Origin of the sequence: Achromobacter sp. PD1 (assembly GCF_048541815.1) — a bacterium.
GTDB lineage: Bacteria > Pseudomonadota > Gammaproteobacteria > Burkholderiales > Burkholderiaceae_B > Achromobacter > Achromobacter bronchisepticus_A.
Map to the genome: position 1 here is coordinate 4,824,863 of NZ_CP183349.1, position 24,991 is coordinate 4,849,853.

The 24,991-nt window shown below is 69.0% G+C and carries 16 protein-coding genes; 12 read left to right on the top strand and 4 right to left on the bottom strand.

Going from position 1 to position 24,991, the window contains the following annotated elements:
- Positions 1-12 precede the first annotated feature (12 nt).
- Both ACM1PE_RS22805 and ACM1PE_RS22810 read right to left on the bottom strand, forming a co-directional pair.
- Positions 13-6,177 (bottom strand): autotransporter outer membrane beta-barrel domain-containing protein, encoded by a 6,165-nt coding sequence (locus ACM1PE_RS22805; RefSeq protein WP_419341034.1) that lies wholly within the window; start codon positions 6,175-6,177, stop codon positions 13-15.
- Positions 6,178-6,290: 113 nt separating this feature from the next.
- A complete protein-coding gene (locus tag ACM1PE_RS22810; protein WP_118931292.1) occupies positions 6,291-6,710 on the bottom strand; it encodes a RidA family protein in 420 nt (139 codons plus the stop codon).
- Positions 6,711-6,777: 67 nt separating this feature from the next.
- On the opposite strand from ACM1PE_RS22810, the gene ACM1PE_RS22815 reads away from it, so the two are divergent.
- The 5 genes from ACM1PE_RS22815 to ACM1PE_RS22835 all read left to right on the top strand — a co-directional run bounded on the left by ACM1PE_RS22815 (position 6,778) and on the right by ACM1PE_RS22835 (position 13,703).
- The gene (locus tag ACM1PE_RS22815) at positions 6,778-7,386 is read left to right on the top strand and encodes a class I SAM-dependent methyltransferase (RefSeq protein ID WP_059378657.1); all 609 of its coding nucleotides are present in this window, start codon (positions 6,778-6,780) and stop codon (positions 7,384-7,386) included.
- 156 nt (positions 7,387-7,542) lie between these two features.
- Positions 7,543-8,424: a ribose-phosphate pyrophosphokinase gene (locus ACM1PE_RS22820; protein ID WP_059378655.1), complete on the top strand. Its 882-nt coding sequence runs from the start codon at positions 7,543-7,545 to the stop codon at positions 8,422-8,424.
- Between the two features lie 25 nt (positions 8,425-8,449).
- Positions 8,450-10,813, top strand: coding sequence for a xylulose 5-phosphate 3-epimerase (locus ACM1PE_RS22825; protein ID WP_419341037.1), 2,364 nt, complete (start codon positions 8,450-8,452; stop codon positions 10,811-10,813).
- A gap of 17 nt (positions 10,814-10,830) precedes the next feature.
- Entirely contained in the window at positions 10,831-12,189 is a 1,359-nt protein-coding gene (locus tag ACM1PE_RS22830; RefSeq protein WP_059378850.1) for an MBL fold metallo-hydrolase, read from the top strand.
- Positions 12,186-13,703, top strand: coding sequence for a thymidine phosphorylase family protein (locus tag ACM1PE_RS22835; RefSeq protein ID WP_059378652.1), 1,518 nt, complete (start codon positions 12,186-12,188; stop codon positions 13,701-13,703). The genes ACM1PE_RS22830 and ACM1PE_RS22835 overlap by 4 nt, the downstream gene beginning before the upstream one ends.
- Positions 13,704-13,728: 25 nt before the next feature.
- Here ACM1PE_RS22835 and ACM1PE_RS22840 read toward each other — a convergent pair whose 3' ends face one another.
- A complete protein-coding gene (locus ACM1PE_RS22840) occupies positions 13,729-15,171 on the bottom strand; it encodes a M81 family metallopeptidase (RefSeq protein WP_419341039.1) in 1,443 nt (480 codons plus the stop codon).
- Positions 15,172-15,621: 450 nt separating this feature from the next.
- Here ACM1PE_RS22840 and ACM1PE_RS22845 point away from each other — a divergent pair, with 450 nt between their 5' ends.
- Genes ACM1PE_RS22845 through ACM1PE_RS22875 form a run of 7 tightly spaced genes read left to right on the top strand, consistent with a single transcriptional unit; the run spans position 15,622 to position 24,058 of the window.
- Positions 15,622-17,061, top strand: a complete 1,440-nt coding sequence (locus ACM1PE_RS22845) for a M81 family metallopeptidase (RefSeq protein WP_118931422.1) — start codon at positions 15,622-15,624, stop codon at positions 17,059-17,061.
- A 57-nt stretch (positions 17,062-17,118) separates the two neighbouring features.
- The gene (locus tag ACM1PE_RS22850) at positions 17,119-18,702 is read left to right on the top strand and encodes an ABC transporter substrate-binding protein (protein WP_059371473.1); all 1,584 of its coding nucleotides are present in this window, start codon (positions 17,119-17,121) and stop codon (positions 18,700-18,702) included.
- A gap of 34 nt (positions 18,703-18,736) precedes the next feature.
- Complete coding sequence (locus tag ACM1PE_RS22855; RefSeq protein WP_059371472.1) at positions 18,737-19,672, top strand: ABC transporter permease; 936 nt, start codon at positions 18,737-18,739, stop codon at positions 19,670-19,672.
- Between the two features lie 19 nt (positions 19,673-19,691).
- Complete coding sequence (locus ACM1PE_RS22860; RefSeq protein ID WP_059371471.1) at positions 19,692-20,585, top strand: ABC transporter permease; 894 nt, start codon at positions 19,692-19,694, stop codon at positions 20,583-20,585.
- Positions 20,586-20,601: 16 nt separating this feature from the next.
- Positions 20,602-21,672 carry an ABC transporter ATP-binding protein gene (locus ACM1PE_RS22865; protein ID WP_059371470.1) on the top strand — a complete coding sequence of 357 codons (1,071 nt, stop codon included), beginning with the start codon at positions 20,602-20,604 and terminating at the stop codon, positions 21,670-21,672.
- Positions 21,669-22,676 (top strand): ABC transporter ATP-binding protein, encoded by a 1,008-nt coding sequence (locus ACM1PE_RS22870; protein WP_306635663.1) that lies wholly within the window; start codon positions 21,669-21,671, stop codon positions 22,674-22,676. Before ACM1PE_RS22865 ends, ACM1PE_RS22870 begins: the two co-directional genes overlap by 4 nt.
- On the top strand, positions 22,673-24,058 hold the full coding sequence (locus ACM1PE_RS22875; RefSeq protein WP_306635661.1) for an amidase: 1,386 nt from the start codon (positions 22,673-22,675) through the stop codon (positions 24,056-24,058). Before ACM1PE_RS22870 ends, ACM1PE_RS22875 begins: the two co-directional genes overlap by 4 nt.
- A 31-nt stretch (positions 24,059-24,089) precedes the next feature.
- Here the strand turns inward: ACM1PE_RS22875 and ACM1PE_RS22880 are convergent, their stop codons facing one another.
- The gene (locus ACM1PE_RS22880) at positions 24,090-24,953 is read right to left on the bottom strand and encodes a LysR substrate-binding domain-containing protein (RefSeq protein ID WP_419341043.1); all 864 of its coding nucleotides are present in this window, start codon (positions 24,951-24,953) and stop codon (positions 24,090-24,092) included.
- Positions 24,954-24,991: the final 38 nt, after the last annotated feature.

Consider the following 24,991-nt stretch of genomic DNA (forward strand, 5'->3'; position numbering starts at 1 on the left):
CGCGCCGCCGGCTCAGAAGCGGTAGGCGGCGCGCAGGGTCAGGGACTGGTCGCGGTATTCCCCATTGCCGCGCAAGGCATATTCCGTCTTCAGCTCCACGCCCTTGGGCGTGACGTATTCCAGGCCGGCCGCCAGGTTGCCATAGGTCCTGGGCATGCCGGAGCGCAGCGTGAAGGGCGTCGCGCCCGCGCCGCTGAGCTGCATGGTGGTCACGACGTCGCCGCCGCTCAGAAAGCTCATCCCGCCGGCCACGTACGAGCGCAAGGTCGCGCCGCTGGCCAGGTCCTTGCGCCCGCCCAGCTCCACCATGGGCGAGGCCATGAACGAGGTCGTGTCGTTGCCGCGCACCTTCAGGTTCAAGGCGCCCGCGCCCTGTTCGCTGTAGCCCTCCTGCCGGATGTGGTTCACGTCCAGATCCACATAGGGCCGCAAGTACCAGGACGGCTGGCTGAATTCGTAGGCGGTGCGCAGCCTGGCCGCCAGAAATGACGATTCCGGCTTGCTCTTGGCCGTGCCGTCCAGCGTGCCGCGCGACATCCTGCTCTTCTCCACGCCGCCATGCACGGCAAGCGAGACCTGCCACGGCGCATTGTTGTACTTCAAGGCCAGGCCGCCCGCGTAGGTGTCGCTATTGCCCGAGAAGTCGGCGGCCGACGTGGTCTTGCCGTAGGCATAGCTCAACGAACCGCCCAGGAACCAATTGGTGGCGATCTCGCGCTGCGCGCCCAGCGTGAGCGTGCTCTGGCGCACGCGGTAACCCTCGTCGTCCGAGGTGGACTTGCGTTCGGTCCAGTTCGTGTCCAGGCGGGTCCAGACGCAATCGCCTTCGCGCAGGATCGTGCTTTCGCCGACGAACGCCGGGCAGCTCATCATCCGGTTCATCGACGCGTAGGAGGCATGCATCTGGTTGGCGGCGCGGGCGAACTGGCCGTCGTGGGCGATGCGGTTCAGGGCGTCGCGGTACTGGTCCGCGCTCTGAACGCCCGTGAACTTGTCGAAGGTGGAGGCGTCGCTTGCTTTCCCCTGGTTCCACAGCGCCTGCAGGGAATTCGCGATCCTCGCGCGATCCGCGGTGAGCGGAAACGCCGCAGGCGTGAAGTTGGCGTCGACGGAAATGAGCGGGTCGCGCAGGCCGCCCGCGCCATTGTTCTTCAGCGCGTAGCTGAACAGGGGGCTGTCGCTTGCGGTCGCGGGAACGCTGGTTTGCGCGGCGTCGAAATGGCCTATCCCCAGCCATACGTTCTTCACGGGATTGCGCAGCACCGGCTTGACGGTGCCCGCGAAGGTCGAAGCGCCCGCTACCGAAATGAAGTCGCTGTCGTGGCCGCCGAAATTCAAGTCGGGCCGGTAGGTTCCCGTATGGTTCAGCGCGCCCGTAATGCGCGTGGTCGTGTACACGCCCGGTCCGCCCGGATTCAGGATGCCGGCGCTGTCCAGGTCGCCCTGGAAGCGGGCGCCGCTGTACAAAGTGCCGCCGGTGTTGTTGTGAAAGATGCTGCCGCTGCCCAGGAGCACGTCGCCCGCCACGATCCCATTGTTGTTGACGACGGCCGCGCCGGCCACCTCCATGGCCGTCCTGGCCTGGATGACGCCGGCGTTGGTGATGGTGGCGCTGGCAAGTGGCGTGATCGCCAGGATGCCCGTGCCGGATGCGCCGCTGGCGCTGACCAGGGCGTTCTGGCCCAGGTTGATCGAGATGGCCCTGCCTCCGCCATAGGCGCCATTGCTGATGGCAACCACGGCCGGAGAATTGGCGCCGGTGGCGACCACCTGCGCCGCGTGGCCGATGTCCACGCTCACCGGCCCGCCATAGGCCAGTTCGTTGCCGGGAGTGCTGTACTGGTAGAGGTTGCCGTCCTTGAACACGCCGCCCCCGCCCACGCTCATCGCCAGGATCGCAGGCGCGTTCGCGCCCGAGGTCTGGACGGTGCCGCCCGTGCCGATAGCCACGTTGACCGCGCCGCCATTGCCCTTGCCGCCGGTCAGGCCGGCGTTCTGGATCAGGCCGGTCGTGTATTGCGCGGATGACTGGTCGCCCGCCAGCCCCCCGCCGCCGCCCACGCTCTGCGCCAGTATCCCGGCGGCGCCCTTGCCCGAGGTCGCGATCAGCCCCGCGATGGACAGGTTGACGGCGTTGCCGTCTCCGCCTTGCGCGGGAGACGAGACGGGCTTCAGCGTCACCAGGCCGGGCTGCGTTGCCAAGCCGGCGATGCCGCCCCCGCCGCCTATGCTTTGCGCGACGACGCCGTGCGAATTGACGCCGGCCGTAACGATGCGTCCGCCCACGTCCTGCGTCACGCTGACCGCGCCGCCCGGTCCCTGCATCGGCGAACTGGCGCCGAACGTGATGTTCACGGCATTCGCAGCCGGCCCCGTGCCGCCATCCAGCGTGACCAACCCGCCGCCTCCGCCGATACTCTGCGCCAATATGCCGAAAGACAGCGCGCCGCTCGTGGCGATGCTGCCGCCCGTGTTCGTGACGTTGACGTTGCCCCCGGCGCCGGTGGCGTTGCCCAGGAAGGCCCCCATGCCGGTTTTCGCGGTGCTGCCCAACTGGATATCGACGCCGCCAAGGGACGCGCTGGACGACGCCGCCGCCATGCCGCCGCCTCCGCCCACGCTCTGCGCCATGATCCCCGGCGCCCACCAGCCCTGCGTGGCGACGCGGCCGGTATTGTTCGCCACGCTCACCGCGCCGCCGGATACCTGGACCAGGTTGAATCCGTTGGTGTTGGACGGATACTCGCCGCCCAGGACGACCGCCAAGGTAGCCTGCTGCTGGATGGCGGCAAGGCTGGCCTTGCGCAGGGCGAGCATGCTGACGCCGCCCCCGCCACCCACGCTTTGCGCCACGATACCGGCGGAGCCGCCCGCGTCCGTCGAGAGAACGCCGCCATGAACGACGCCAACCGCCCCGCCCGTGCTGGTCGACACGCCCTCCCCGGGGTCGCCGCCCAGCGCGACGGTCGCGGCGGTCTGGCTCCACAGGAACAAGGGCTGATCGACCACCGATATGCCGCCGCCCCCGCCCACGCTCTGGGCCAGGATGCCGGGCGCCTGACGGCCCTGCGTGCCGATGCGGCTGGTGGCGGCGCTGGCGTCCACCGTCACTGCGCCGCCCTCGCCGCTGGCCCCGTCCACGCCGCCGTTGCGCACGTTGATCAGGGACCCCAGCAGCGATCCGCCCTTGGTTCCCAGGATGCCGACGATGCGGGTGATCTTGTCGATGATCTCGGGGGCCTGGCTGCCGGCGCCGGCCGAGACCACCGCCTGCAGGTCCTGGCCGCTGGCCGCGCTTCTGCCCCCGCCACCGCCTATGCTCTGGGCAATGATGCCTGCCGAACCGTTGCCTTGCGTGGCGATCGTTCCCGTGTTGGTGACGATGGCCGGATCGGACCCGCTCCCCCCGCCCATGCCGGCCGCGCCGCCGTTGCCGCCGGTCTGGTGGGTGATGCTGGTCTGAGGCAGCGCCACCGTATAGAGGTCCTGCGCGCCGGACGCGGCGGCATTGATCAGCGCATCGATGCTGGACAGCAGGGTGGATGCCCCGGCCGAATCTATCGCCCCGCCATTGCCGCCACCGCCGCCGATGCTCTGCGCCAGGATGCCCGGCGCCTGGTCTCCCGCCGTCGCGATGGCGCCGTCGTTGCGCACGTCGAATGCGCTTGCGGCGTTCCCCGCGCCACCGCTGCCGCCGGTCGCGACCCCGACGGACAGGCTGACGGCCTTTTTGAAGGCCAGTTCCGGACCCTTCTCCAGCCAGTCCGCCGCCTTCTCCAACAGGCCGGCCAGGCTGCCCGGCGCGCCCAGGATGTCATTGAAACTGGCGGCGTCGTGCATCTGGACGATGCCCCCATTCCCCCCGCCGCCGCCTATGCTTTGCGCGACGATCCCTGCCGCCCCCGCCCCCGCCGTTGCGATGACGCCAGTCGCCGCATTGCCGACCTGCGCGCGGCCGCCGCTGCCGCCTTGCCCACCCTGCCCGCCATGCCGCACGGACAGTTGCAGATCGATTCGCGTGTTGCCTATGACCGGCGTCTTGACTGGCGCCAGGACTCCGCCGCCATTGCCTCCGCCGCCGCCAATGCTCTGCGCCACCACGCCGTTGCCTTGCGCGCCCGAGGTGCGGATGCCGCCTTCATTCGTGATCCGCGCCGTGCCGCCATCGCCGCCTCCTTGTCCCGCGCCGCCGTTGGACACCGCGACCGTGACGGCGCCGCTCGGGTTGTCGCCCAATTGCGGCGCGATCGTGACGACGCGGGAATTCGCCAGTCCGCCGCTGCCGCCCCCGCCGCCTATGCTTTGCGCCAACACGCCATTGCTGTGCGCGCCCACGGTCGTGATCGTGCCCTGGCGGGCCTGCGTGAATAACACAGTGCCGCCGGAGCCGCCGCTGCCGCCCTTGCCCCCGGTAGCCACCGTCACGTTCAGCCCCACGCCCACGCCGACCGCATTGGCCGATCCGCCGCTGCCGCCTCCGCCGCCTATGCTCTGGAGTATCAAGCCGGATGCGTTACCGGCCCGGGTCTGGATCCTGCCTTGCGAGGAAAACTGGATCAGGCCGCCGTTGCCCGCCGCGCCGCCCGTGCCGCCGATGGCGACCGACGCGATCACGCCGGTGCTGTTGGCGTCGCCGCCCACGCCGCCACCGCCGCCTATGCTTTGCAGCAGCACCGCGGCGCTGTTGTCGCCCGAGGTATCGATGCCGCCGCTGTTGGCCATGGCGATGCCGCCGCCCGAACCGCCCGTGCCGCCATGCCCGCCGCCCACGGCGATGATGCCGTTGCTGGAAGAGGCCAGCCCGCCGCCGCCGCCCGCGCTGTTGGCGATCACGGCGGCGGCGTCGTTGCCAAGGGTGCTGATGGCGCCTGCGTTCGTGATGGTGATCGCCTGGCCCGCAAGCGCGCCCGCGCCACCGTTGCCGCCTTGTCCGAACGCGCCGCTGGCGCCGGCCGGACCGCCTTCCCCGCCCAGCACGCTGGCCACGATGCCCTTTGCGCCGACGGTGCCGGCGGTTCCGGTCGTGATCTTGCCGGTATTGGTGATCGTAACCGCGCCAGGCGATCCGCCCGCGCCGCCATTGTGTCCCTCGGCCCATGAGCCATGGCCGCCATTGCCGCCGTTGCCGCCCTGGGTCAGCACGTAGATGCCAATGCCGCGATTGCCGTTGGCCTTGATGGTCCCGCCGTTGGCAATGGTGACCGAGCCCGCGTTGCCGCCTGCGGCGGCTTTGGTGTCGGTGCCGTTGGCGGTCGACGCATTCCCGCCGATGGAGCGGGCGATCACGCCATAAACGCCGTCGCCCAGCCCGGTGACGGAAGACCCTGCCGACGCGGTAAAGACGACGCTGGAAGCATCCCCGCCGCGGCCTGAATCGCTATGTCCGCCAAAGTCGCCCGTGTGTTCGGCGGCGCCGCCGTTGCCGCCCGACGATATCAGGCCCACCGCCGCGCTGACGTCGGCCGGGCCCGGCCCGCGCGCGGTCACCGATGTCGCGCCCTGCAGGATCACGGACACGGCGCCGCCATTGCCGCCGTGGCCGGACGTGTACGCGCTGCTGAAGCCCTTTGCGAGGGCGCTGTCAGTCCCCGATCCTCCCCAGGATTGGACGGCGACACCGAAACCGGCGCCGACCACGTTGGCGTTGTTCAACGTGGCTCGCGCCTGGTGTCCGTCGCCGCCTATCCCGTAGCCGCCATTGGGCCCGTCAGCGTTGCCCCACAGGCCGCCATTGCCCCCCGCGGAGTACAGATCGATCCCGCGGCCGGCGGCATTGACCGTGCTGGCTGCCAAGGTGTAGTCGATGATCCGCCCGCCGCCGCCATTACCGCCCCAATGGTTGGGGTCCGCGTCCCTGCCGTTGCCGCCCTTGCCGCCGCTGACGTCGATCAGGATGCCGGTCTGGCCGGGCGCATTGGCGCTGATGCGCTGATTGCTGTCCGTCTGCACGAAGTCGCGCTGCCCCCACTGGCCGTCATGGCCGTTGTCGGGGTGGTCGCCGCTGGAACAGCAGGTGCCGTCGGCGCCGCGCAGTTCATAGGACAACGGCGCCGTCTGCGCCCAGGCCGGGCGTCCGAATACGTAAACGGTGGCAATCCCCGTCTGCAGCAGCAGGGCCAGCCAGGTAAGCCGCAAGCCGTGGCGGACTGGCTTGGAAGTATCTTGCGGGGAGATCATGGCGGCGGCTGCGGCGAAATTGGGCAAATTGAGAAATTCGCCGTTCGCCACGCGCCGTACAAGTCCCGGATGACGAATCAACCATCCGGGCTGATGAGTCGCCGCTCCCGGCCCTATTTCGAATCCCGCACCGCCGCGACCATCTTGATCTCCACCGCCAGCCCGGGCCGCGCCAGCGCCGCAACGCCCAATATGGTCCAGGCCGGGAAGTCGGAACGTATGTACTTTTCCTTCACCGCGCGGAAGCCGGCAAGGTCGGCGCCGACGTCGACGTGATACGAGACCAGTTCGACCGCATCGGTAAAATCCAGGCCCAGATGGCCGAGCACCGCGGCGATGCGCTGGAACGCCAGGTCCGCCTGCTCCACAGCCGATTCGGGCAGCGAGCCGTCGGCGCGCAAGCCGATCTGCCCGGCGATGAAAACCAGCCCGTTGGCCGTGACCGCAGGCGAATACTGGAACAGGTCGAAAATGCGGTTGCCGCCAAAGACGGGATCGTCATCGGGAAGGCGCAGACGCTCGATCTTGCTCATGGAAGTCCTTGTGCAACGCGGGCGTTGCTTATTGATCGGATTTGCAACTCTACTAGGGAACGTCGCGATGTCCACCTCCCCCGCCGACAACGTGATCGCGCTGTATCGCGAACATGCCGACGCCTTCGAGAAACTGCGCGGCACGCAGCTGGTCGAACGCGCCTGGCTGGAAGCGTTCCTGGACCTGCTGCCCGGCCCCGCTCCCGAAGTGCTGGACATAGGCTGCGGCACCGGCGTCCCCATCGCCCGCCACCTGATCGAACGCGGCTGCAGGCTGACCGGTGTGGATGCCTCGGACGCCATGCTTGCGCGGGCAAGAGCCTCGTTCCCTGATCACAGCTGGATTGAAGCGGATATGCGCCACCTGCCACCCTTGGGTCCCTTCCACGGGCTGATCGCCTGGCACAGCTTCTTTCACCTGCGGCCCGAAGACCAGCGGCCCATGTTCAAGACCTTTGAACGCCTCGCCGCGCCGGGTGCCGCGCTGATGTACACCAGCGGAACGTGTCTGGGGGAGGCCATTGGCCAATTCGAAGGCCAGCCGCTCTATCACGGCAGCCTGGACACCACGGAGTACCGCGAGTTGTTGCGGCAGGCCGGCTTTGAAGTGGTACGCCACGTGGAAGGCGATACGACCTGCGGCGGCGCGAACATCTGGCTGGCGCGGCGGCGCTGATAAAACCTTTGAGTTACATCAAGGTTTGACCGGCGTACGACGTCGAAAAACCCCGCCCCTGCGCCATAATCAGAATGCCGCGGCCCGTCCAGGGCCGCGCGGGGCCCACCCGGCCTCTTCGGTTTCCCCAACCTCGATCAGGCGGACCCGGCATTCATGCAAAGACTTATCCTCCCGCTACCCGGCAACGAAGGATTCGCCAAGCGCCTTGCCGCCCTGTGCCAAGGCGAACTCGGCGCTGTCGAAACCCGCCGCTTTCCCGACGGCGAAAGCTATGTGCGGCTGCATGGCGACCCGCAAGGGCGCGCCGTCGACATCGTCTGCACGCTGGCCCGGCCGGATCCCTGCTTTCTCAGCCTGATCTTCGCGGCCGACACTGCGCGCGAACTGGGCGCCACCGAGGTCAACCTGATCGCGCCGTATCTGGCCTACATGCGCCAGGACAAACGCTTCCAGGACGGCGAAAGCGTCAGTTCGCTGTCGTTCGCGCGCCTGGTGTCCGCGACCTTCGACCGCCTGCTGACGGTCGATCCGCATCTGCACCGGCATCCGTCGCTGTCGGCGCTGTACACCATCCCGACCACCACGCTGCATGCGGCGCCGCGGCTGGCCTGCTGGATTGCCGGCAATGTGCAAGCGCCGCTGATCGTCGGCCCCGACGAGGAAAGCGAGCAATGGGCCAGCTCGATCGCCGCGCGCATCGGCGCGCCGCACGTGGTGCTGCGCAAGACCCGCCGCGGCGACCGGCAGGTCGACATCGAAGCTCCCGATCTCTCCGCCTGGCGCGACTACACGCCGGTGCTGGTGGACGACATCGCCTCTTCCGGCCGCACCCTGGTGGTGGCTGCCGGCAAGCTGGCGGGCATGCGGCCGCCGCAATGCGTGGTGGTGCATGCGCTCTTCGCCGAAGACGCCTGGGCGCAGGTATCCGCCTGTTTTGAACGCGTCGTTTCCACCGACGCCGTGCCTCATCCCAGCAACCGCATCGAACTCGCGTCCCTGCTGGCCAACGCGCTGCTGCGCAATCTGCGCGATTGATCACCCGATTTGAAAGGAACCCGCGATGACGCTCCGCCAGCATTGGCTATCCGGCCACGGCCCCATCCAGCACCGCGCTGACACCGTCGAACGCGTCGACGCGCTGGTGCGGCGCCTGACGGCCAGCGGCCGCGTCGCCAGCGCGGACGATGCCTACCGCATGCTGGCCGCGGCCGACCGCCTCAGCTGCGCCGCCATGAACGTGGTGGCCCACATGACCTACGCGCGCCGCATCGACCTGAACGGCGGGCCGTTGGCAGCCGACGACTTCAAACCCAATCCCGAAGGCCACACCGGCGGATCGCTGAACATGGCGCCCGCCTTCGTCGCCTACCTGCTGGCCAATGCGCTGAGCGGCAAGACCCGCGGCTGGCTGATGGGCCAAGGCCATTGCGTGGCCGCCATCGAAGCCGTCAACGCCTTGACCGGCGACGTGTCGCCCGCGCAGCGCGGCCGCTATGACCGCAGCGAAGCCGGGCTGGGACGCCTGATCACGGACTTCTACTCCTACGCCATCGACGCCCGCGGATTGCCTGCCGTGCCGCTGGGCAGCCACGCCGGCCCCAACACGGCGGGCGCCGTGTCGGAAGGCGGCTACCTGGGCTTTGCCGGCCTGCAATACGTGCATATGCCGCTGCCGGGCGAAAGCCTGGTGGCATTCCTGAGCGACGGCGCGTTCGAAGAACAGCGCGGCTCCGACTGGGCCACGCGCTGGTGGCGGGCCGAGGATTGCGGCCAGGCCGTGCCGGTCATGATCCTCAACGGCCGCCGCATCGAGCAGCGCACGCAGATCGTGCAGGAAGGCGGCGCGCATTGGCTGGCCGAGGACCTGCGCCACAACGGCTTCGATCCGCTCATCGTCGACGGCCGCGATCCGGCAGCCATCGCCTGGGCCATCCTGGCGGCGGAAGACGCGCTGGCCGCAAGCCTGGCGGCGCCAGGCTTCCAGTACCCTGCCCGGCTGCCCTACGTCATCGCCGAAACCGAAAAGGGATTCGGCTTTCCCGGCGCCGGCACCAACGCCGCGCACAACCTGCCGCTGGGCGGCAACCCGCACACCGACAGCGCGGCCCGCGATGCTTTCAACGCCAGCGCCGCCCGGCTGTTCGTCCCGGGGCCTGAACTGGACGCGGCGCTGGCCGCGCTGGCCAATCACGATGCGCAGCGCCGCCCGCTGGAAAGCAGGCACCCCATGGCGCACCGGCATCCCGACGCGCCTGCGCTGCCCGAGCCCGCCTGGGAAGCCGCTGGCGTCCAGGGCAGCGCTATGGCGGCGCTGGACCGCTGGTTCGTCGAACTGGTGCGGGCCAATCCGCGCCTGCGCGTGCGCATCGGCAATCCGGACGAACTGGCCAGCAACAAGATGGGCGGCGCGCTGGCCTTGCTGAAGCACCGCGTCGACCATCCAGAGGCCGGCGTGGCCGAAGACCAGCACGGCGCCGTCATCACCGCCCTGAACGAGGAAGCGGTGGCCGCCGCCGCGCTGGCGAACAAGGGCGGCCTGAACCTCATCGTCAGCTACGAGGCCTTCGCGGTGAAGATGCTGGGGCTGCTGCGCCAGGAGATCATCTTCGCGCGCCGCCAGAAGGAACTGGGACAAACCCCGGGCTGGCTGTCCGTACCGCTGGTGGTCACCTCCCATACCTGGGAAAACGCCAAGAACGAGCAATCGCACCAGGACCCCACCATAGGCGAAGCCTTGCTGGGTGAAATGTCCGACACCTCGCGCGTGCTCTTCCCGGTGGACGGCAACAGCGCCGCGGCGGCGCTGCGCGCGGTCTATGCGCAGCGCGCGCAGGTCGCCTGCCTGGTCGTGTCCAAGCGCGACGGCAAGCAGCGCTTCGACGCCCAGGCGGCGCAGGCATTGGTGGAGCAAGGCGCGGCCCACGTCGCCGGCGACCCGCAAGCCTGCGCCCTGCAATTCGTCGCCATCGGCGCCTACCAGCTCGAAGAAGCCCTGAAGGCGCGCGCCCATCTGGCCGCGCTGGGCCACGAGTGCTGCGTGTCCGTGGTGCTGGAGCCGGGCCGCCTGCGCGCCCCGCGCGACGAACTCGAAGCGGCATTCACGCTACCTGACGCCGCCCTCCACGCCCTATTCCCGCCCGGCCTGCCGCGCGTGCTGCTGTGCCATACGCGCCCCGAACCCATGCTGGGCGTGCTGCGCCGGCTGGACGGCGGCCCGGCCCGCACCCGCGCGCTGGGCTACATCAGCCGCGGCGGCACGCTGGACGTGCCAGGCATGCTGTACGCCAACCGCTGCACCTGGGCGCACGCCGTCGATGCCGCCGCTGCCGTGGCGGGCTGGCGCCGGGCAGACGTGCTGGACGCGCCGCGCCTGCAAGCCCTGGACGGCAAGGGCAATCCTGCCGACCTCGCCTACCCCTTCTGATGCTGCACAAGGAAACCATGCTCACACTGACCTGCCTGGGCGGAGCCGGCACCGTCACCGGCTCCAAGCACCTCCTGAGCCACGCGGACACGCGCCTGCTGATCGACTGCGGCCTGTTCCAGGGCCTGAAGAACCTGCGCGAACTCAATTGGCAGCGGCTGCCGCTCTCGCCCGCCGATATCGATGCGGTAGTGCTCACGCACGCGCATCTGGATCATTGCGGCTACCTGCCGCGGCTGGTGGCCGAAGGTTTCAAAGGCAAGATCCACGCCACGCCCGCGACCCGCGACGTCGCCGAACTGATCCTGTTGGACAGCGCCAACCTGCAGGAAAAGGACGCCGACTTCGCCAACCGCAAGGGCTTTTCCAAGCACAAGCCCGCGTTGCCGCTTTATCGCGTGGTCGACGCCGAACGCGCAATGACGCATTTTTCCGATGTAGCGCTGCACCAGGAAACCGCCTTGCCCGGCGGCGCGAAGCTGACCTTGCGCCGCGCCGGCCACATCCTGGGCGCAACCACCGCGCAGATCGATATCGGCGGCATGCGCGTGGTGTTCTCGGGCGACCTGGGCCGCTACAACGATCCGGTGATGCATGATCCCGAACCCGTGCCACGGGCCGACTATATCGTCATCGAGTCCACCTACGGCAACCGGCGCCACGACCCGGCCGATCCCGTCGAAGCCCTGGGCGCCGTGATCGAACGCACGGTGCAACGCGGCGGCACTGTCGTCATTCCCGCCTTCGCCGTCGGGCGGGCGCAGACCCTGATCCATGCGCTGTGGAAACTGAGCCAGGCCGGCCGGCTGCCGAACGTCCCGGTCTACCTGGACAGCCCCATGGCGACCAGCGCCACCGAGTTGCTGGACCGCCATGCCGGCGATCACAAGCTATCCCCGCGCGAGTACGAGGCCGCCTGCTCGGCTGTGACCTACGTGCGCGACGTCGAGGAATCCAAGGCGCTGTCGGCCAACCGCTATCCCAAGGTCATCATCTCGGCCAGCGGCATGGCCACCGGCGGGCGGGTGCTGCACCACATCGCCGCCTTCGGCAGCGACCACCGCAACACCCTGCTGTTCTCGGGTTTCCAGGCCGCCGGCACGCGCGGCCGCAAGCTGCTCAACGGCGCGACCGAGACCAAGATCTACGGCCAGTGGACGCCCATCAACGCCGAGATCGCCGAGCTGCCCATGCTGTCGGCGCACGCCGACAGCGACGAGCTGATGCGCTGGCTGTCCGGTTTTCAGGAAGCGCCGCGCCGGGTCTTCATCGTCCATGGCGAGCCCGAGGCCTCCGAGGCGCTGCGCGAACGCATCCAGCGCGAACTCAGCTGGCATGTCACCGTCCCGCTGCAGGACCAGAGGTACGAGCTGTGAGCAGCGTTACGGAACTCAAACCGCCCGCGCTGCGCGCAACGCGCATGCGCCTGCACGCGCAGCATCAGCCGATAGCGCTGATGCGCGCGGACTGCCACGTCTGCCGTTCCGAAGGCCTGGCGTCGCGCTCGCAGGTGCTGATCACCTCGAACGGCCACGAAGTGCAGGCCCAGCTCTACCAGATCGACAGCGACCTGCTCGCGCTCGACGAAGTGGCGCTGTCCGAGGAAGCCTGGGACGCGCTGGCAATACGCGACGGCGACAGCGTGCAGGTCCGCCACCCGCCGGTGCTGGAATCCCTGGCCGGCGTGCGCCAACGCATCTATGGCCGCCGCCTGGGCGAAGAGGATCTTGCCGCCATCGTCCGCGACGTGGTGCGCGGCCGCTACACCGACGTGCACCTGTCGGCCTTCCTCACCGCCACGGCCACGCTGCCGCTGAGCATCGATGAAACCATCTTCCTGACCAAGGCCATGGTCGACGTCGGCGACCGCCTGGGCTGGCAGGCGCCGATCGTGGTCGACAAGCATTGCGTGGGCGGCCTGCCCGGCAACCGCACCACCCCGCTGGTGGTCGCCATCGCCGCGGCCAACGGCCTGGTCATGCCCAAGACCTCATCGCGCGCGATCACCTCACCCGCGGGTACCGCCGACACCATGGAAATGCTGGCGCCGGTGGACCTGGGCATCGAACAGCTGCAGCGGGTCGTCCAGACCGAGGGCGGCTGTATCGCCTGGGGCGGCGCCATGCACCTGAGCCCGGCCGACGATATCTTCGTGCGCGTCGAACGAGAGCTGGACATCGACACCGAAGGCCAGTTGATCGCCTCGGTGCTGTCCAAGAAGATCGCAGCGGGCGCCACGCACGTGGTGATCGACATTCCGGTCGGCCCCACCGCCAAGATACGCAGCCACGAGACCGCCGAGCGCCTGGCCGGCCATCTGATAGAAACGGCCGCGCATTTCGGTCTGACCCTGCGCTGCCTGTACACCGACGGCAGCCAGCCCGTCGGCCGCGGCATCGGCCCCGCACTGGAGGCCCGCGACGTGCTGGCGGTACTGCGCAACGCCCCCGATCAGCCGCAGGACCTGCGCGAACGCGCCGCGCTGGTCGCGGGCGCCGTGCTGGAAATCGGCGGCGCTGCGCCGCCGGGACAGGGCATCGCGCTGGCCCTGCAAACCCTGGACAGCGGCCGGGCCTGGGAGAAGTTCGCCCGCATCTGCGCCGCCCAGGGCGGGCTGCGCGAACCGCCTCAGGCCGCGCACGTCGAACCTCTGGTCTCGCTGCAAGCCGGCCGCGTGACCCATATCGACAACCGCAAGCTGTCGCGCCTGGCCAAGCTGGCCGGCGCGCCGGAACGGCCCGCCGCCGGCGTGTCGCTGCACGCGCGGCTGGGCGACGAAGTCGCGCGCGGGCAGCCCTGGCTCTATCTCCATGCGCAGACTCGCAGCGAAATGGCCTATGCGCTGGAGTATGCGCGGCACGCCGGGGATATCGTGACCATCGAAGCCTGACGCAGGCGGAGCTGGTCTCAAGCCGCTACGCGATCGGCCACTTCGGCAGCCTGGCCTTGCGGTACGGCAGGCTGCGCCAGTCCGGGCTGGCGGAACCGGGCGCGGCCACATACAGCACCGCCTTGGCCAGCGGCGCGTACTTGGCGTGGAAGTGATGCGCGGACTTCACCACGATCAGGCGCTGCGCCGTCAGGTCGCAGCCCAGTTGGGTAAAGAGGTCCGTGTGATAGGCCTGGGTGCGCAGCGAGACCAGGGCGACCAGGATGCCGTCCACGTCGACCAGCGCGCAGTCGCCCAGGGCGATGCGGGTGTTGGAGTTGCCCGTCATGGTCATGTCCGCATGCGTGGCCACGACCCGGCAGCGCGCGTCCACGGGACTGCCGGACAAGGGGCCGACCTTGCCGCCGATACGCAGGTCCAGCTCCGCGCCAGGGCCGGCGTCGAAGGCGATGCGGGCGGCAACCGGATCCCACAGGGGGCCGATGGCGGCATTGCGTATGCCCCGTTCGCGCATCCTGGCCAGCAGATAGGTAGAGTCGCCGGCCGCGCCGCTGCCGGGATTGTCCGAACGGTCCGCGAGCACGATGGGACCGCCGCCGAAGGCCAGGGCTTCATCCAGCGCCTGGTCCACGCTGCGGTAGGGCACCATCAACTGTTCGCGCATCGCGATGAGTTCGTCGGCCAATTGGCGCGCCAGCATTCGTGCGCGGGCGGCATCGCCATCGGCGTAGACCAGCACCTTGGTGCCCATTTCCGGCACATCGCCGGTGGCGAAGCCTTGCGCCGCCGAGATCGACAGGATGCCGTCGCGGCCTTCCAGCGCCTTGATGCGGCTGACGAACCCCTGCGCCGGTTCGCGGGTGGTGTGCATGGGCACGATCATGTCGCAATCGACCAGCGCGGCCACCGGCCGCGTGCGGCCGGCCTGCGCGTCCAGGCACAAGGCCAGCAGGTCTTCGGCGCGCTCCAGCACATCGGTATGGGGATACTCCTTGAACAAGACCAGCACCGTGGCCTGCTCCACCATCAGGGGCGTGAGATGCGCGTGCGGGTCCAGTTCGGCGCCCACCACCACATCGGGGCCGACGATCTCGCGCACGCGGCGCAGGATGTCGCCCTCGCAGTCGTCGTAGCCGTGGGCCACCATGGCGCCATGCAGGCCCAGCAGCACCATGTCCACCGGCAGCGCCGCGCGCAGGTCGGCCAGCAACTCGTCGCGCAAGGTTTCGTAGGCCGCGCGCGTAGTGGTGCCGCCCGGCTGGGCCGAAGCGACCAGCCCTTCGACCAGCGTCCAGCCGCCCGCGCTTGCGCCCTGGCGCGCGGCCCACAGCGGCCCGGCGTAGAACGTCATGTGGTCGGGATGCGTGCCGCCGGGCAGGTATTCGCGCGACTTGAAGGCCGCCAGACCGGTAGGCAGGGGCGAGAACGTATTGGTTTCGGTGGCGAGGGCGCCGGTGAATATGCGCATGGGCTACTCCAGGGCGCGGCGCGCCGCTAGCGGTTTGAAGGCGACAGGCCTTGCGGCATGTCCGCCGGCCAGGAACAGCTGCAAATTCTGAGCGCCGCCTGCCCGGCCCACAAATTCCAAATCATGAACTGTCCATAACCTTTCATATGCGCCCGGAAAGGCTTTCGGCCGGCCTATCGTTTTCCCTTAAAAGCAGCCGATCTGCGCGCTTTTCGCCGCGATTTTCCCCGAAAAACCGCACACCATAACCTTGGGTTATCCATGGGAACACGTTAGCTATTTGTGCCGCGCTGGTGTGCCGCCGATCATCCGCGATACGGAACGCAGTGCCCCCCTTTTGGTGTGGCGGCAATGACGGACATCCGATCCATACAAGGGGAAAACTATGTCGTCGACCTGGACCGCCGCGCGCGCCGCGGCGCATGCGGCAGCCTGTCCGGAGGCCCGGCCATGAAGATCTTCAGCGCCGGCCTGGGCACGGAAACCAACACCTTCGCGCCCATGCCCACCAGCCTCGCCTCCTTCCAGGACCGCGACTACTACCCGGCGGGCACGCATCCGGACACGGTGACCTTCGCTGGCGCGCCGCTATACGTGGCGCGCCAACGCGGCCGCGAGGCCGGGTGGACGCTGGCCGAAGGCCTGGTCACTTCCGCGCAGCCGGGCGGCACCACCACCCGCGCCGCCTACGAGACGCTGCGCGACCAGATCCTGGCCGACCTGCGCGCGGCGCTGCCGGTGGACATGGTGCTGCTGGGCCTGCACGGCGCCATGGTGGCCGACGGCTACGACGACTGCGAGGGCGACATCCTGCGCCGCGTGCGCGAGATCGTCGGCCCCGATGTGGTGGTGGGCGCCGAACTGGATCCCCATGCGCACCTGAGTCCGTTGATGGTGGAACAGGCCACGGTGCTGGTGCTGTTCAAGGAATATCCCCACACCGATATCCGTGAACGCGCGGAAGACCTGCTGGCCTTGTGCCTGGACGCTCAAGCCGGCCGCACACGGCCCGTCGCGGCGTTGATCGATTGCGAAATGATCGTGCCCATGCATACCACCCGCGAACCGGCGCAGGGGTTCGTCAGCCGCATCAAGGCGCTGGAAGGCCGCGACGGCATCCTGTCGATCTCGGCGGCGCAAGGCTTCGCCACCGGCGACGTGCCGGAAATGGGCACCAAGGTGCTGGTCTATGCCGACGGCGATGCCGCTCTTGCGCAAACACTGGCGCGCCGTCTGGCCGACGAGCTCATCGGCATGCGCGAACAGTTGATGGTGCCCTATCGCAGCGTGGACCAGGCGCTGGATGAAGCCCTGGCCTTCGGCGATGGTCCGGTGGTGCTGGCCGACCGGCCCGACAACCCCGGCAGCGGCGCCCCTGGCGACGCCACCTTTGTGCTGAGCCGCATGCTGGAACGCGGCGTGACGAACGCGGCGCTGGGCCCCATGTGGGATCCGGTGTCGGCGCGCATCGCCTTCGACGCCGGCCCCGGCGCGGTGCTGGACCTGCGCATCGGCGGCAAGGTCGGCCCGCTGTCCGGCGATCCGCTGGACCTGCGCTGCACGGTCAAGGCGATCCAGGCCGACATGATCATGACGGGCCTGTCCGGCGCGCCGGCGGCCATGGGCGACTGCGCGCTGGTCGAGACCCAGGGCATCGAGATCGTGCTGACCTCGCTGCGCAACCAGGCCATCAACATGGACCTGTTCACGCAGCTGGGCTGCGATCTTTCTTCCAAGAAGATCGTGGTGGTCAAGTCCGCCCAGCACTTCCATGCCTCGTTCTCGAAAGTCGCGCGCCACATCATCTATGTCGGCGGCAAAGGCGTCGCCACGCCCGACTGGAAAACGCTCACGTACCGCAATATCCGGCTGCCCAAGTGGCCGCTCTAAGAACCTGCCGGCGCGTGGACGCCGGCGCATCCACCAACAAGATGGGAGCCTAGCGCGATGAAAAAACGCCTGCTTTGCCTGTTCTCGACGGCCACCCTCGGCCTGGCCTTCACCCTGGGCGCCGCACCGGCGCACGCGCAGCAGGCCAAGACCCTGCGCATCGTGCCGCACGCCGACCTGAAGGTGCTGGATCCGACCTTCACCACCGCCTACATCACGCGCAACTTCGGCTACATGGTGTACGACACGCTGTTCGCGATGGATTCGCACAGCAAGCCGCAGCCGCAGATGGTCGAGAAGTATTCGGCCAGCGACGACAAGAAGACCTGGACCTTCACGCTGCTGCCCGGCCTGAAGTTCAGCGATGGCCAGGCCCTGACCACCGCCGACGTGATCGCGTCGCTGCAGCGCTGGTCCGCGCGCGACAACATCGGCCAGGCCATCACGCGCGCCGGCGGCAAGTGGGAAGCCGTGGACGCCAGCACCTTCAAGCTGACGCTGGACCAGCCGTTCGACCTGGTGCTGGAAGGCCTGGCGAAAGTGTCCAGTTATCCCGCCTTCATCCTGCCCCAGCGCCTGGCCTCGCAGCCGGCCGACCGGCCGCTGACCGAGGTCGTGGGCTCCGGCCCCTACGTCTTCAAGCGCGCCGAATGGGTGCCCGGCAGCAAGATCGTGTTCGAGCAGAATCCGAACTACGTCGGCCCCAAGGCCCAGGCCGACGGCCTGGCCGGCAACAAGACCCCGAAAATTCCGCGCGTGGAATGGCGCGTGCTGCCCGACTCCAACAGCGCCACGGCCGCGCTGACCAACGGCGAAGTCGACATGATCGAACAGGCGCCGGCGGACTATATCGACGCCTTGCGCGGCAACAAGAACGTCAAGATCGGCGTGATGGAGCGCGCCCAGGGCTACATCATCCTGAACCAGTCCATGCCGCCGTTCAACAACGAGAAGGCGCGCCAGGCCGTGGCCCATCTGGTGGACCAGGACAAGTTCACCGCCGCCATGGGTTATCCCGACGACCTGCGCATGAAGTACTGCGCCACGGTCTTCATCTGCGGCGGCCCCAACGACACCGCCGCCGGCGCGGCGCCCTACGCCAAGCCCGATCCCGCGTTGGCCAAGAAGCTGCTGGCCGAGGCCGGATACAAGGGCGAGAAGGTCGCGATCCTGCTGCCCACCGACCTGGCCTACCTGAACTCCGCCACACTGGTAGCCATCCAGGCGCTGCAGGACATCGGCGTCAACCTCGACATCCAGTCCATGGACTGGGCCACGCTGACCGCCCGCCGCGCCCGCAAGGAACCCATCGACAAGGGCGGCTGGAACATCTTCCTGTCGGCCGCGTCCGAGTTCAACGTCGACTCGCCCATCAGCAACACCTACCTGGGCGCGGTGTGCGGCAACAGCCTGCCCGGCTGGCCTTGCGACAAGAAGCTGGACGAACTGCGCGCCCAATGGATCGCGGCCACCAGCTCGGACGAGCGCAAGCGTGTGCTCGACCTGTTCCAGGAGCGCGCCTATGAAGCCTTCCCCGCGATCTCGGTGGGCCAGTATTCGCGGGCATTCGCTTCGCACAACAGCCTGAAGAACGCGGAGAAGATCTGGAGCCTGCCGAACCTGTGGGTGCTGGACAAGTAGTCCGCAGCCAGCCTAATCGATACGCGAGACGACCATGGGTTACATCCTCCGGCGAGTGCTGGCCATCGTGCCTGTCATGGCAGTGGTGGCGGTGATCGTCTTCCTGCTGATCCACCTGTCGCCGGGAGACCCGGCGGCGCTCATCGCCGGGGATTTCGCCTCCGCCGACGACATCGCCAAGCTGCGCGTGGCGCTGGGCCTGGACGAGCCGCTGTGGCGGCAGTTCGGGCTGTGGGCGGGCAAACTGCTGCAAGGCGACCTGGGCACGTCCATCTTCACCCACGTGCCCGTGACGCAGCTGCTGGCGCAGCGGGTGGAACCCACGTTGTCCATTGCCGCGCTCACGATGCTGGTCTCCATCATCGTGGCCGTGCCGCTGGGCGTGCTGGCCGCCTACCGCGCCGGCACCTGGATCGACCGCCTGGTGATGCTGTTCGCCGTGCTGGCGTTCTCGGTGCCGGTGTTCCTGGTCGGCTACCTGCTGATCTACGGCTTCGCCATCAAGCTGCAATGGCTGCCGGTGCAGGGCTATGTCAGCCTGTCCGAGGGCGTGGGCCCCTGGCTGCGCAACCTGACCCTGCCCTGCATCAACCTGGCGCTGGTGTACATCGCGCTGATCACCCGCATGACCCGCGCAACCGTGGTGGAAGTGCTGCACGAGGACTACATCCGCACGGCGCGCGCCAAGGGCCTGGCGGTGCTGCCCGTGCTGGAGCACGCGCTGCGCAACGCCGCCATTCCCATCGCGACCACCGTGGGCGTGGGCATCGCGCTGCTGATCGGCGGCGTGGTCGTGACCGAGACGGTCTTCGCCATTCCCGGCATCGGCCGCCTGGTCATCGACGCGGTCCAGCACCACGACTATCCGGTCATCCAGAGCGTGCTGCTGCTATCGGCCGGCACCTACGTGGTGATCAATCTGCTGATCGACCTCAGCTACCGGCTGTTCGATCCTCGCATCCGTTACTGAGCCGCCGCAGGAAAGAAACATGTCAGAAAGTTCGATTTCCGCCAGCCCGCCCGTGGTGCTGCACGAGGCGCTCAGCGCCAGCGGGCGCCGCTGGCGCTGGGTACGCAAGCACCCCACCCTGATCCTGGGCCTGGCGCTGCTGCTGATCGTGGCGGGCCTGGCCATCGCCGCGCCCTGGATCGCCACGCACAACCCCATCAGCATCAATCCGCTGCAACGCATGAAGCCGCCGTCGGCCGAGCATTACTTCGGCACCGACGCGCTGGGCCGCGACGTGTTCAGCCGCGTGGTCTGGGGTGGCCGCGTGTCGCTCGTGGTGGCCATCGTGGTGGCGCTGATCGCCACCGCGGTCGGCGTGGTGCTGGGCCTGCTGGCGGGCTTCGTGCGCTGGGCCGACGCCATCATCATGCGCATCATGGACGGCATGATGGCCATTCCCGACATCCTGCTGGCCATCGCCCTGATGGCGGTGATCCGCGCCAGCCTGACCACGGTGATCATCGCCATCGCGATCCCGCAGGTGCCGCGCGTGGTGCGTCTGGTGCGTTCGCTCGCGCTGACGCTGCGCGAACAGCTCTACGTCGAAGCCGCCCACGCCGTGGGCACGCGCCTGCCGGTGATTCTGCGCCGCCACGTGCTGCCCAACATGGTCACGCCGCTGGTGGTGCAGGCCACGTTCATCGCCGCCACCGCGGTGCTGACCGAAGCGGTGCTGTCGTTCCTGGGCGTAGGCGTGCCGGCCCAGGTGCCCAGCTGGGGCAACATGATGGCCGACGCCCGCAACTACGTGGCGGTGGCGTTCTACACCATCCTGTACCCGGGCATCCTGCTGGCCATCACCGTGCTGGCGATCAACCTGATGGGCGACGGCCTGCGCGACGCGCTCGACCCCCGCCTGGCCAATCAACGCTAAGACCCGGGAGCACGCCATGGCTATATCCCCCGCCGCCGTCGCCCCGGGCGACGTGCTGCTAGAAGTCGACAACCTGCGCACCTACTTCGACACCGTGTCCGGCACCGTGCGTTCGGTGGACGGCGTGTCCTACCAGGTGCGGGCAGGCCGCACGCTGGGCGTGGTCGGCGAGTCCGGCTGCGGCAAGAGCGTCACCGCGCTGTCCATCCTGCGGCTGATCCCGACGCCGCCCGGGCGCTATGCCGGCGGCCAGATCCGCTACCGCGGCACCGACCTGCTGGGCCTGACCGAAAAGCAGATGCGCCAGATTCGCGGCAACCGGATCTCGATGATCTTCCAGGAGCCGATGACCTCGCTGAACCCGGTGCTGACGGTAGGCCGGCAGATCGCGGAAACGGTGATGCTGCACCAGAAGCTCGGCCGCCGCGAGGCCTACCGCCGCGCCGAGGAAATGCTGCGCCTGGTGCAGATCGCCGAACCCGAACGGCGCGTGCACGAGTACCCCTACCAGCTATCCGGCGGCATGCGGCAGCGCGTGATGATTGCGCTGGCCCTGGCCTGCAATCCCGAAGTGCTGATCGCCGACGAACCGACCACGGCGCTGGACGTGACCATCCAGGCGCAAATCGTGGACCTGCTGCGCAGCCTGCAGCAGAGCCTGGGCATGGGCATCGTGCTGATCACCCACGACCTGGGCGTGGTGGCCGAATGCTGTGACCGCGTGGCGGTGATGTACGCAGGCCGCAAGGTGGAAGAAGCGCCCGTCACCGAACTGTTCGACCGCCCCCTGCATCCGTACACGCGGGCATTGATGGCGTCGATGCCATCGATGAACGCGTCGACACAGCGCCTGGCCGAGATTCCCGGCATGGTGCCCGCGCCCAGCGAACTGGGCAAAGGCTGCAGCTTCGCCCCGCGCTGCGCCTACGCCACCGACCGCTGCCGTGCCGAAGCGCCGCAGCTGCTGGAACATGGCAGCGACCACGTGGTGGCCTGCCATGAAGCGGCGCGCGTCGCCGCGCAACCCGCCCCGCAGGCGGCGGCTTCCGCGACGCCCGGCGCCGCCCTGACTGGAGTCCAAGCATGAGCGCCCGCAACCCGCCCGCCACACCGGCCACGCCCTTGCTGGAAGTGCGCGACCTGAAGATGCACTACCCCGGCGCGGGCGGCTGGTTCAAGCCGCGCCGCAAGGTCATCCAGGCCGTGGACGGCGTGACCTTCTCCGTGGCCAGGGGCGAGACCCTGGCCTTGGTGGGCGAGTCCGGCTGCGGCAAGACCACCACCGGCAAGTCCGTGCTGCGGCTGATCCAGCCTACCTCGGGATCCGTGCGGCTGGAAGGCGAGGAAATCCTGGCGCTGTCGGCCGAGCAGATGCGCAGCCGCCGGCGCGACATGCAGATCATCTTCCAGGATCCGTACGCGTCGCTGAACCCCCGGCTGACGGCAGGCGACATCGTCGGCGAGCCGCTGCAGAACTTCCCGGCCTCGGGCGGCCGGTCGCGCGCCGACGAGATCGCCTGGCTGTTCTCCAAGGTCGGCCTGCGTCCGGAAGCGATGAAGAAGTTTCCCCACGAGTTCTCCGGCGGCCAGCGGCAGCGCCTGGGCATTGCGCGCGCGCTGGCGTTGCGGCCCAAGCTGATCGTGTGCGACGAGCCGGTGTCCGCGCTGGACGTGTCGGTGCAGGCGCAGGTGATCAACCTGCTGATGGACCTGCAGGAAGAGATGGGCATCGCCTACCTGTTCGTGGCGCATGACCTTGCGGTGGTGCGCCACATCAGCCATCGCGTGGCGGTGATGTACCTGGGCCGCATCGTCGAGGTCGCCGACCGCGACACGCTGTTCTCGCGCCCGCTGCACCCCTACACCGAGATCCTGCTGTCGGCCGTCCCGGTTCCCGATCCGCACAAGCCCGCGCAGCGCAAGCTGCTGCAGGGCGATCCGCCCAGCCCGGCGAATCCGCCCAGCGGCTGCCGCTTCCACACGCGCTGCCCGCTGGCGCAGCCAGTGTGCAAGGAGAAGCAGCCGGTCCTGACGCAGCGGCCCGATAGCTCGAACGGCGGGCAGCAATGGGTGGCGTGCCACTTCCGATGAGCGCGCCGCGCCTGCTGGCGGGTCCTCTGCCGGGCGACGACCCGGTCTTTGGCCGCGGCATCGCCGAGTTGCGGGCCGCCATGGCGGCAGGCACGCTCAACGCCGTGGACCTGGTGCGCGCCTACCTGGCGCGCATCGCGGCGCATGACCAGGCGGGACCAGCGCTCAACGCGGTCATCGCGCTGAACGGCGCGGCGCTGGCCGAGGCCGCCGATCGGGATAGGGAGAGGCTGCGCGGGGCGGCGCTGGGGCCGCTGCATGGCATTCCCCTTCTGCTCAAGGACAACATCGATACCGCGGACATGCCCGCCACCGCAGGCTCGCTGGCGCTGGCCGGCCGCCGCCCGCAACGCGACGCCGACGTCGTGCGCAGGCTGCGCGAAGCCGGCGCCGTGATGCTGGGCAAGACCACGCTGCACGAACTGGCTTGCGGCATCACCAACGTTTCTTCACTATCCGGCCGCACGCGCAACGCCTACGACGCCGCGCGCGTGCCAGGCGGATCCAGCGGCGGCAGCGCGGTCGCGGCGGCGTCCAGCTTCGCGGCGGCCGCAATCGGCACCGACACCAGCGGCTCGATCCGCATCCCCGCTGCCTTCAACCAGGTCTGGGGCCTGCGGCCCACGGCCGGGCGCTACAGCAACGCCGGCGTAGTGCCGCTGTCGCCGACGCTGGACACGGTCGGTCCGCTGGCCCGCAGCCTTGCGGATATCTCGGCCCTGTGGTCGGTGTTGGCGGGACAACGCGAAGACGCGCGCGGCGCGGACCGGGCTTGGCGCATAGGCACGCTGGAGGCATTCTTCGGCCCAGCCGAAGCGGAACTGGAGGTATCGCGCCACGTCCGCGCGGCGCTCGCCGGCTGGCAAGCCGACGGCGCACACGTCCAGCCCGTCGCGCTAGCGCTGGGAGACGCGCGCCTGACGGCCGCCAACGTCACCGGCTACGAATTCCGCGACGCGCTGGCCCTCTGCCTGCGTGATGCGGGTCTGCCCGTGCGCAGCCTGACCGACATCCTGGACGGCGGCTATCCCCACCCGGAAGTCGCGCCGCTGCTGCGCGAGCGCGATGCGCTGCGCGATCCTGATGGCAGCGCGCGCCTCGCGGCGCTGGCCCGCGCCCAGGCGCTGCGCGACGACGTGTTGGCTGCCATGGCGCATGGCCAGTTGGACCTGCTCGCCTATCCCAGCGTGCGTGGCGCGCCGGTGCTGCTGGGCCAAGCCCAGCGCGGCGGCAATGGCCTGCTCGCGGCGGTGACGGGACTGCCGGCCTTGAGCGTACCCATCGGCTTCACGGAAAGCGGCATACCCGTCGGGCTGGAACTGCTGGGCCGCGCGGGCAGCGAGCACCTGCTGCTGCAGGCGGCGCGGCGTTTCGAAGCCTGAAGACTCCTGGCCGCGCAAACGGCCGTAGCGGTCACGCCCCGGCCTCCTCGACGATCCAGTCGATGAAGGCTCGGACTTCCGGACGCCGGACTGCGCCGGGCCTGCTTACGGCGTAGTAGGCGAATCGCGCGGGCCAGGGCTTGTCCAGCGTCTGCACCAGACGTCCGGCCGCGATCTCTTCCTGCGCATGCGCGGCGGGCACCAGCGCAAGTCCCTGGCCTGCTTCCGCCGCGCGGATCAGCAGGAAGTCGTCATCGAACGCATTGCCGCGCTGCGCCCGGGGATCCGGGGCCACGCCATGCGCGCTTAACCACAATGGCCAGTCGGCGCGGTCCGCGTCGTGCAGCAGCGGGTAATCCAGGCAGTCTGCCGCTTCGACCAGCGCTGCGGCGTAGCCTGGCGCGGCCACCGGCGCCATCAGCGGCACCACATCCAGTCCCGGGTAATCGCCCAGTCCGTGGCGCAGGGCGACATCGACGTGGTCGCGGCGCAGATCGACCAGGGCAGGCGTCGCCTCCACCCGGATTTCGATGTGCGGATGCCGTTCCTTGAAGCGCCCCAGGCGGGGAACCAGCCACGATGCCGCGAACGTCGCCACGGTGCTGACGGTCAGGCTTTGCCGCGCCTGCTTCGCGGCCAGCAAGTCCACCGCCTTGTCGATCTGCGCGAATGCCGCGCTAAGCATCGGATACGCCTCGGCGCCCGCCTCCGTCATGCGCATGCCATGGCGTTCGCGCACCAGCAGGGCGATGCCAAGCCGGTCCTCCAGCAGCCGGATCTGCTGGCTGACGGCGCCGGGCGTGACATGCAAAGCCTGCGCCGCCGCGGTGATGCTGCCGCGCTGGCTTACCTCGACAAAGGTACGCAGCGCCTGCAGGGGAAGCGTTGCCGTCATTTTAGTTTTCCTAAATTCAAAAGTGAGAAATCATCGCT

Coding starts and splice junctions, on each gene's coding strand:
- ACM1PE_RS22815 (WP_059378657.1), top strand. CDS start 6,778: ATGTCCACCTCCCCCGCCGACAACGTGATCGCGCTGTATCGCGAACAT.
- ACM1PE_RS22805 (WP_419341034.1), bottom strand. CDS start 6,177: ATGATCTCCCCGCAAGATACTTCCAAGCCAGTCCGCCACGGCTTGCGG.
- ACM1PE_RS22875 (WP_306635661.1), top strand. CDS start 22,673: ATGAGCGCGCCGCGCCTGCTGGCGGGTCCTCTGCCGGGCGACGACCCG.
- ACM1PE_RS22860 (WP_059371471.1), top strand. CDS start 19,692: ATGTCAGAAAGTTCGATTTCCGCCAGCCCGCCCGTGGTGCTGCACGAG.
- ACM1PE_RS22825 (WP_419341037.1), top strand. CDS start 8,450: ATGACGCTCCGCCAGCATTGGCTATCCGGCCACGGCCCCATCCAGCAC.
- ACM1PE_RS22850 (WP_059371473.1), top strand. CDS start 17,119: ATGAAAAAACGCCTGCTTTGCCTGTTCTCGACGGCCACCCTCGGCCTG.
- ACM1PE_RS22845 (WP_118931422.1), top strand. CDS start 15,622: ATGAAGATCTTCAGCGCCGGCCTGGGCACGGAAACCAACACCTTCGCG.
- ACM1PE_RS22880 (WP_419341043.1), bottom strand. CDS start 24,953: ATGACGGCAACGCTTCCCCTGCAGGCGCTGCGTACCTTTGTCGAGGTA.
- ACM1PE_RS22810 (WP_118931292.1), bottom strand. CDS start 6,710: ATGAGCAAGATCGAGCGTCTGCGCCTTCCCGATGACGATCCCGTCTTT.
- ACM1PE_RS22830 (WP_059378850.1), top strand. CDS start 10,831: ATGCTCACACTGACCTGCCTGGGCGGAGCCGGCACCGTCACCGGCTCC.
- ACM1PE_RS22870 (WP_306635663.1), top strand. CDS start 21,669: ATGAGCGCCCGCAACCCGCCCGCCACACCGGCCACGCCCTTGCTGGAA.
- ACM1PE_RS22865 (WP_059371470.1), top strand. CDS start 20,602: ATGGCTATATCCCCCGCCGCCGTCGCCCCGGGCGACGTGCTGCTAGAA.
- ACM1PE_RS22820 (WP_059378655.1), top strand. CDS start 7,543: ATGCAAAGACTTATCCTCCCGCTACCCGGCAACGAAGGATTCGCCAAG.
- ACM1PE_RS22855 (WP_059371472.1), top strand. CDS start 18,737: ATGGGTTACATCCTCCGGCGAGTGCTGGCCATCGTGCCTGTCATGGCA.
- ACM1PE_RS22840 (WP_419341039.1), bottom strand. CDS start 15,171: ATGCGCATATTCACCGGCGCCCTCGCCACCGAAACCAATACGTTCTCG.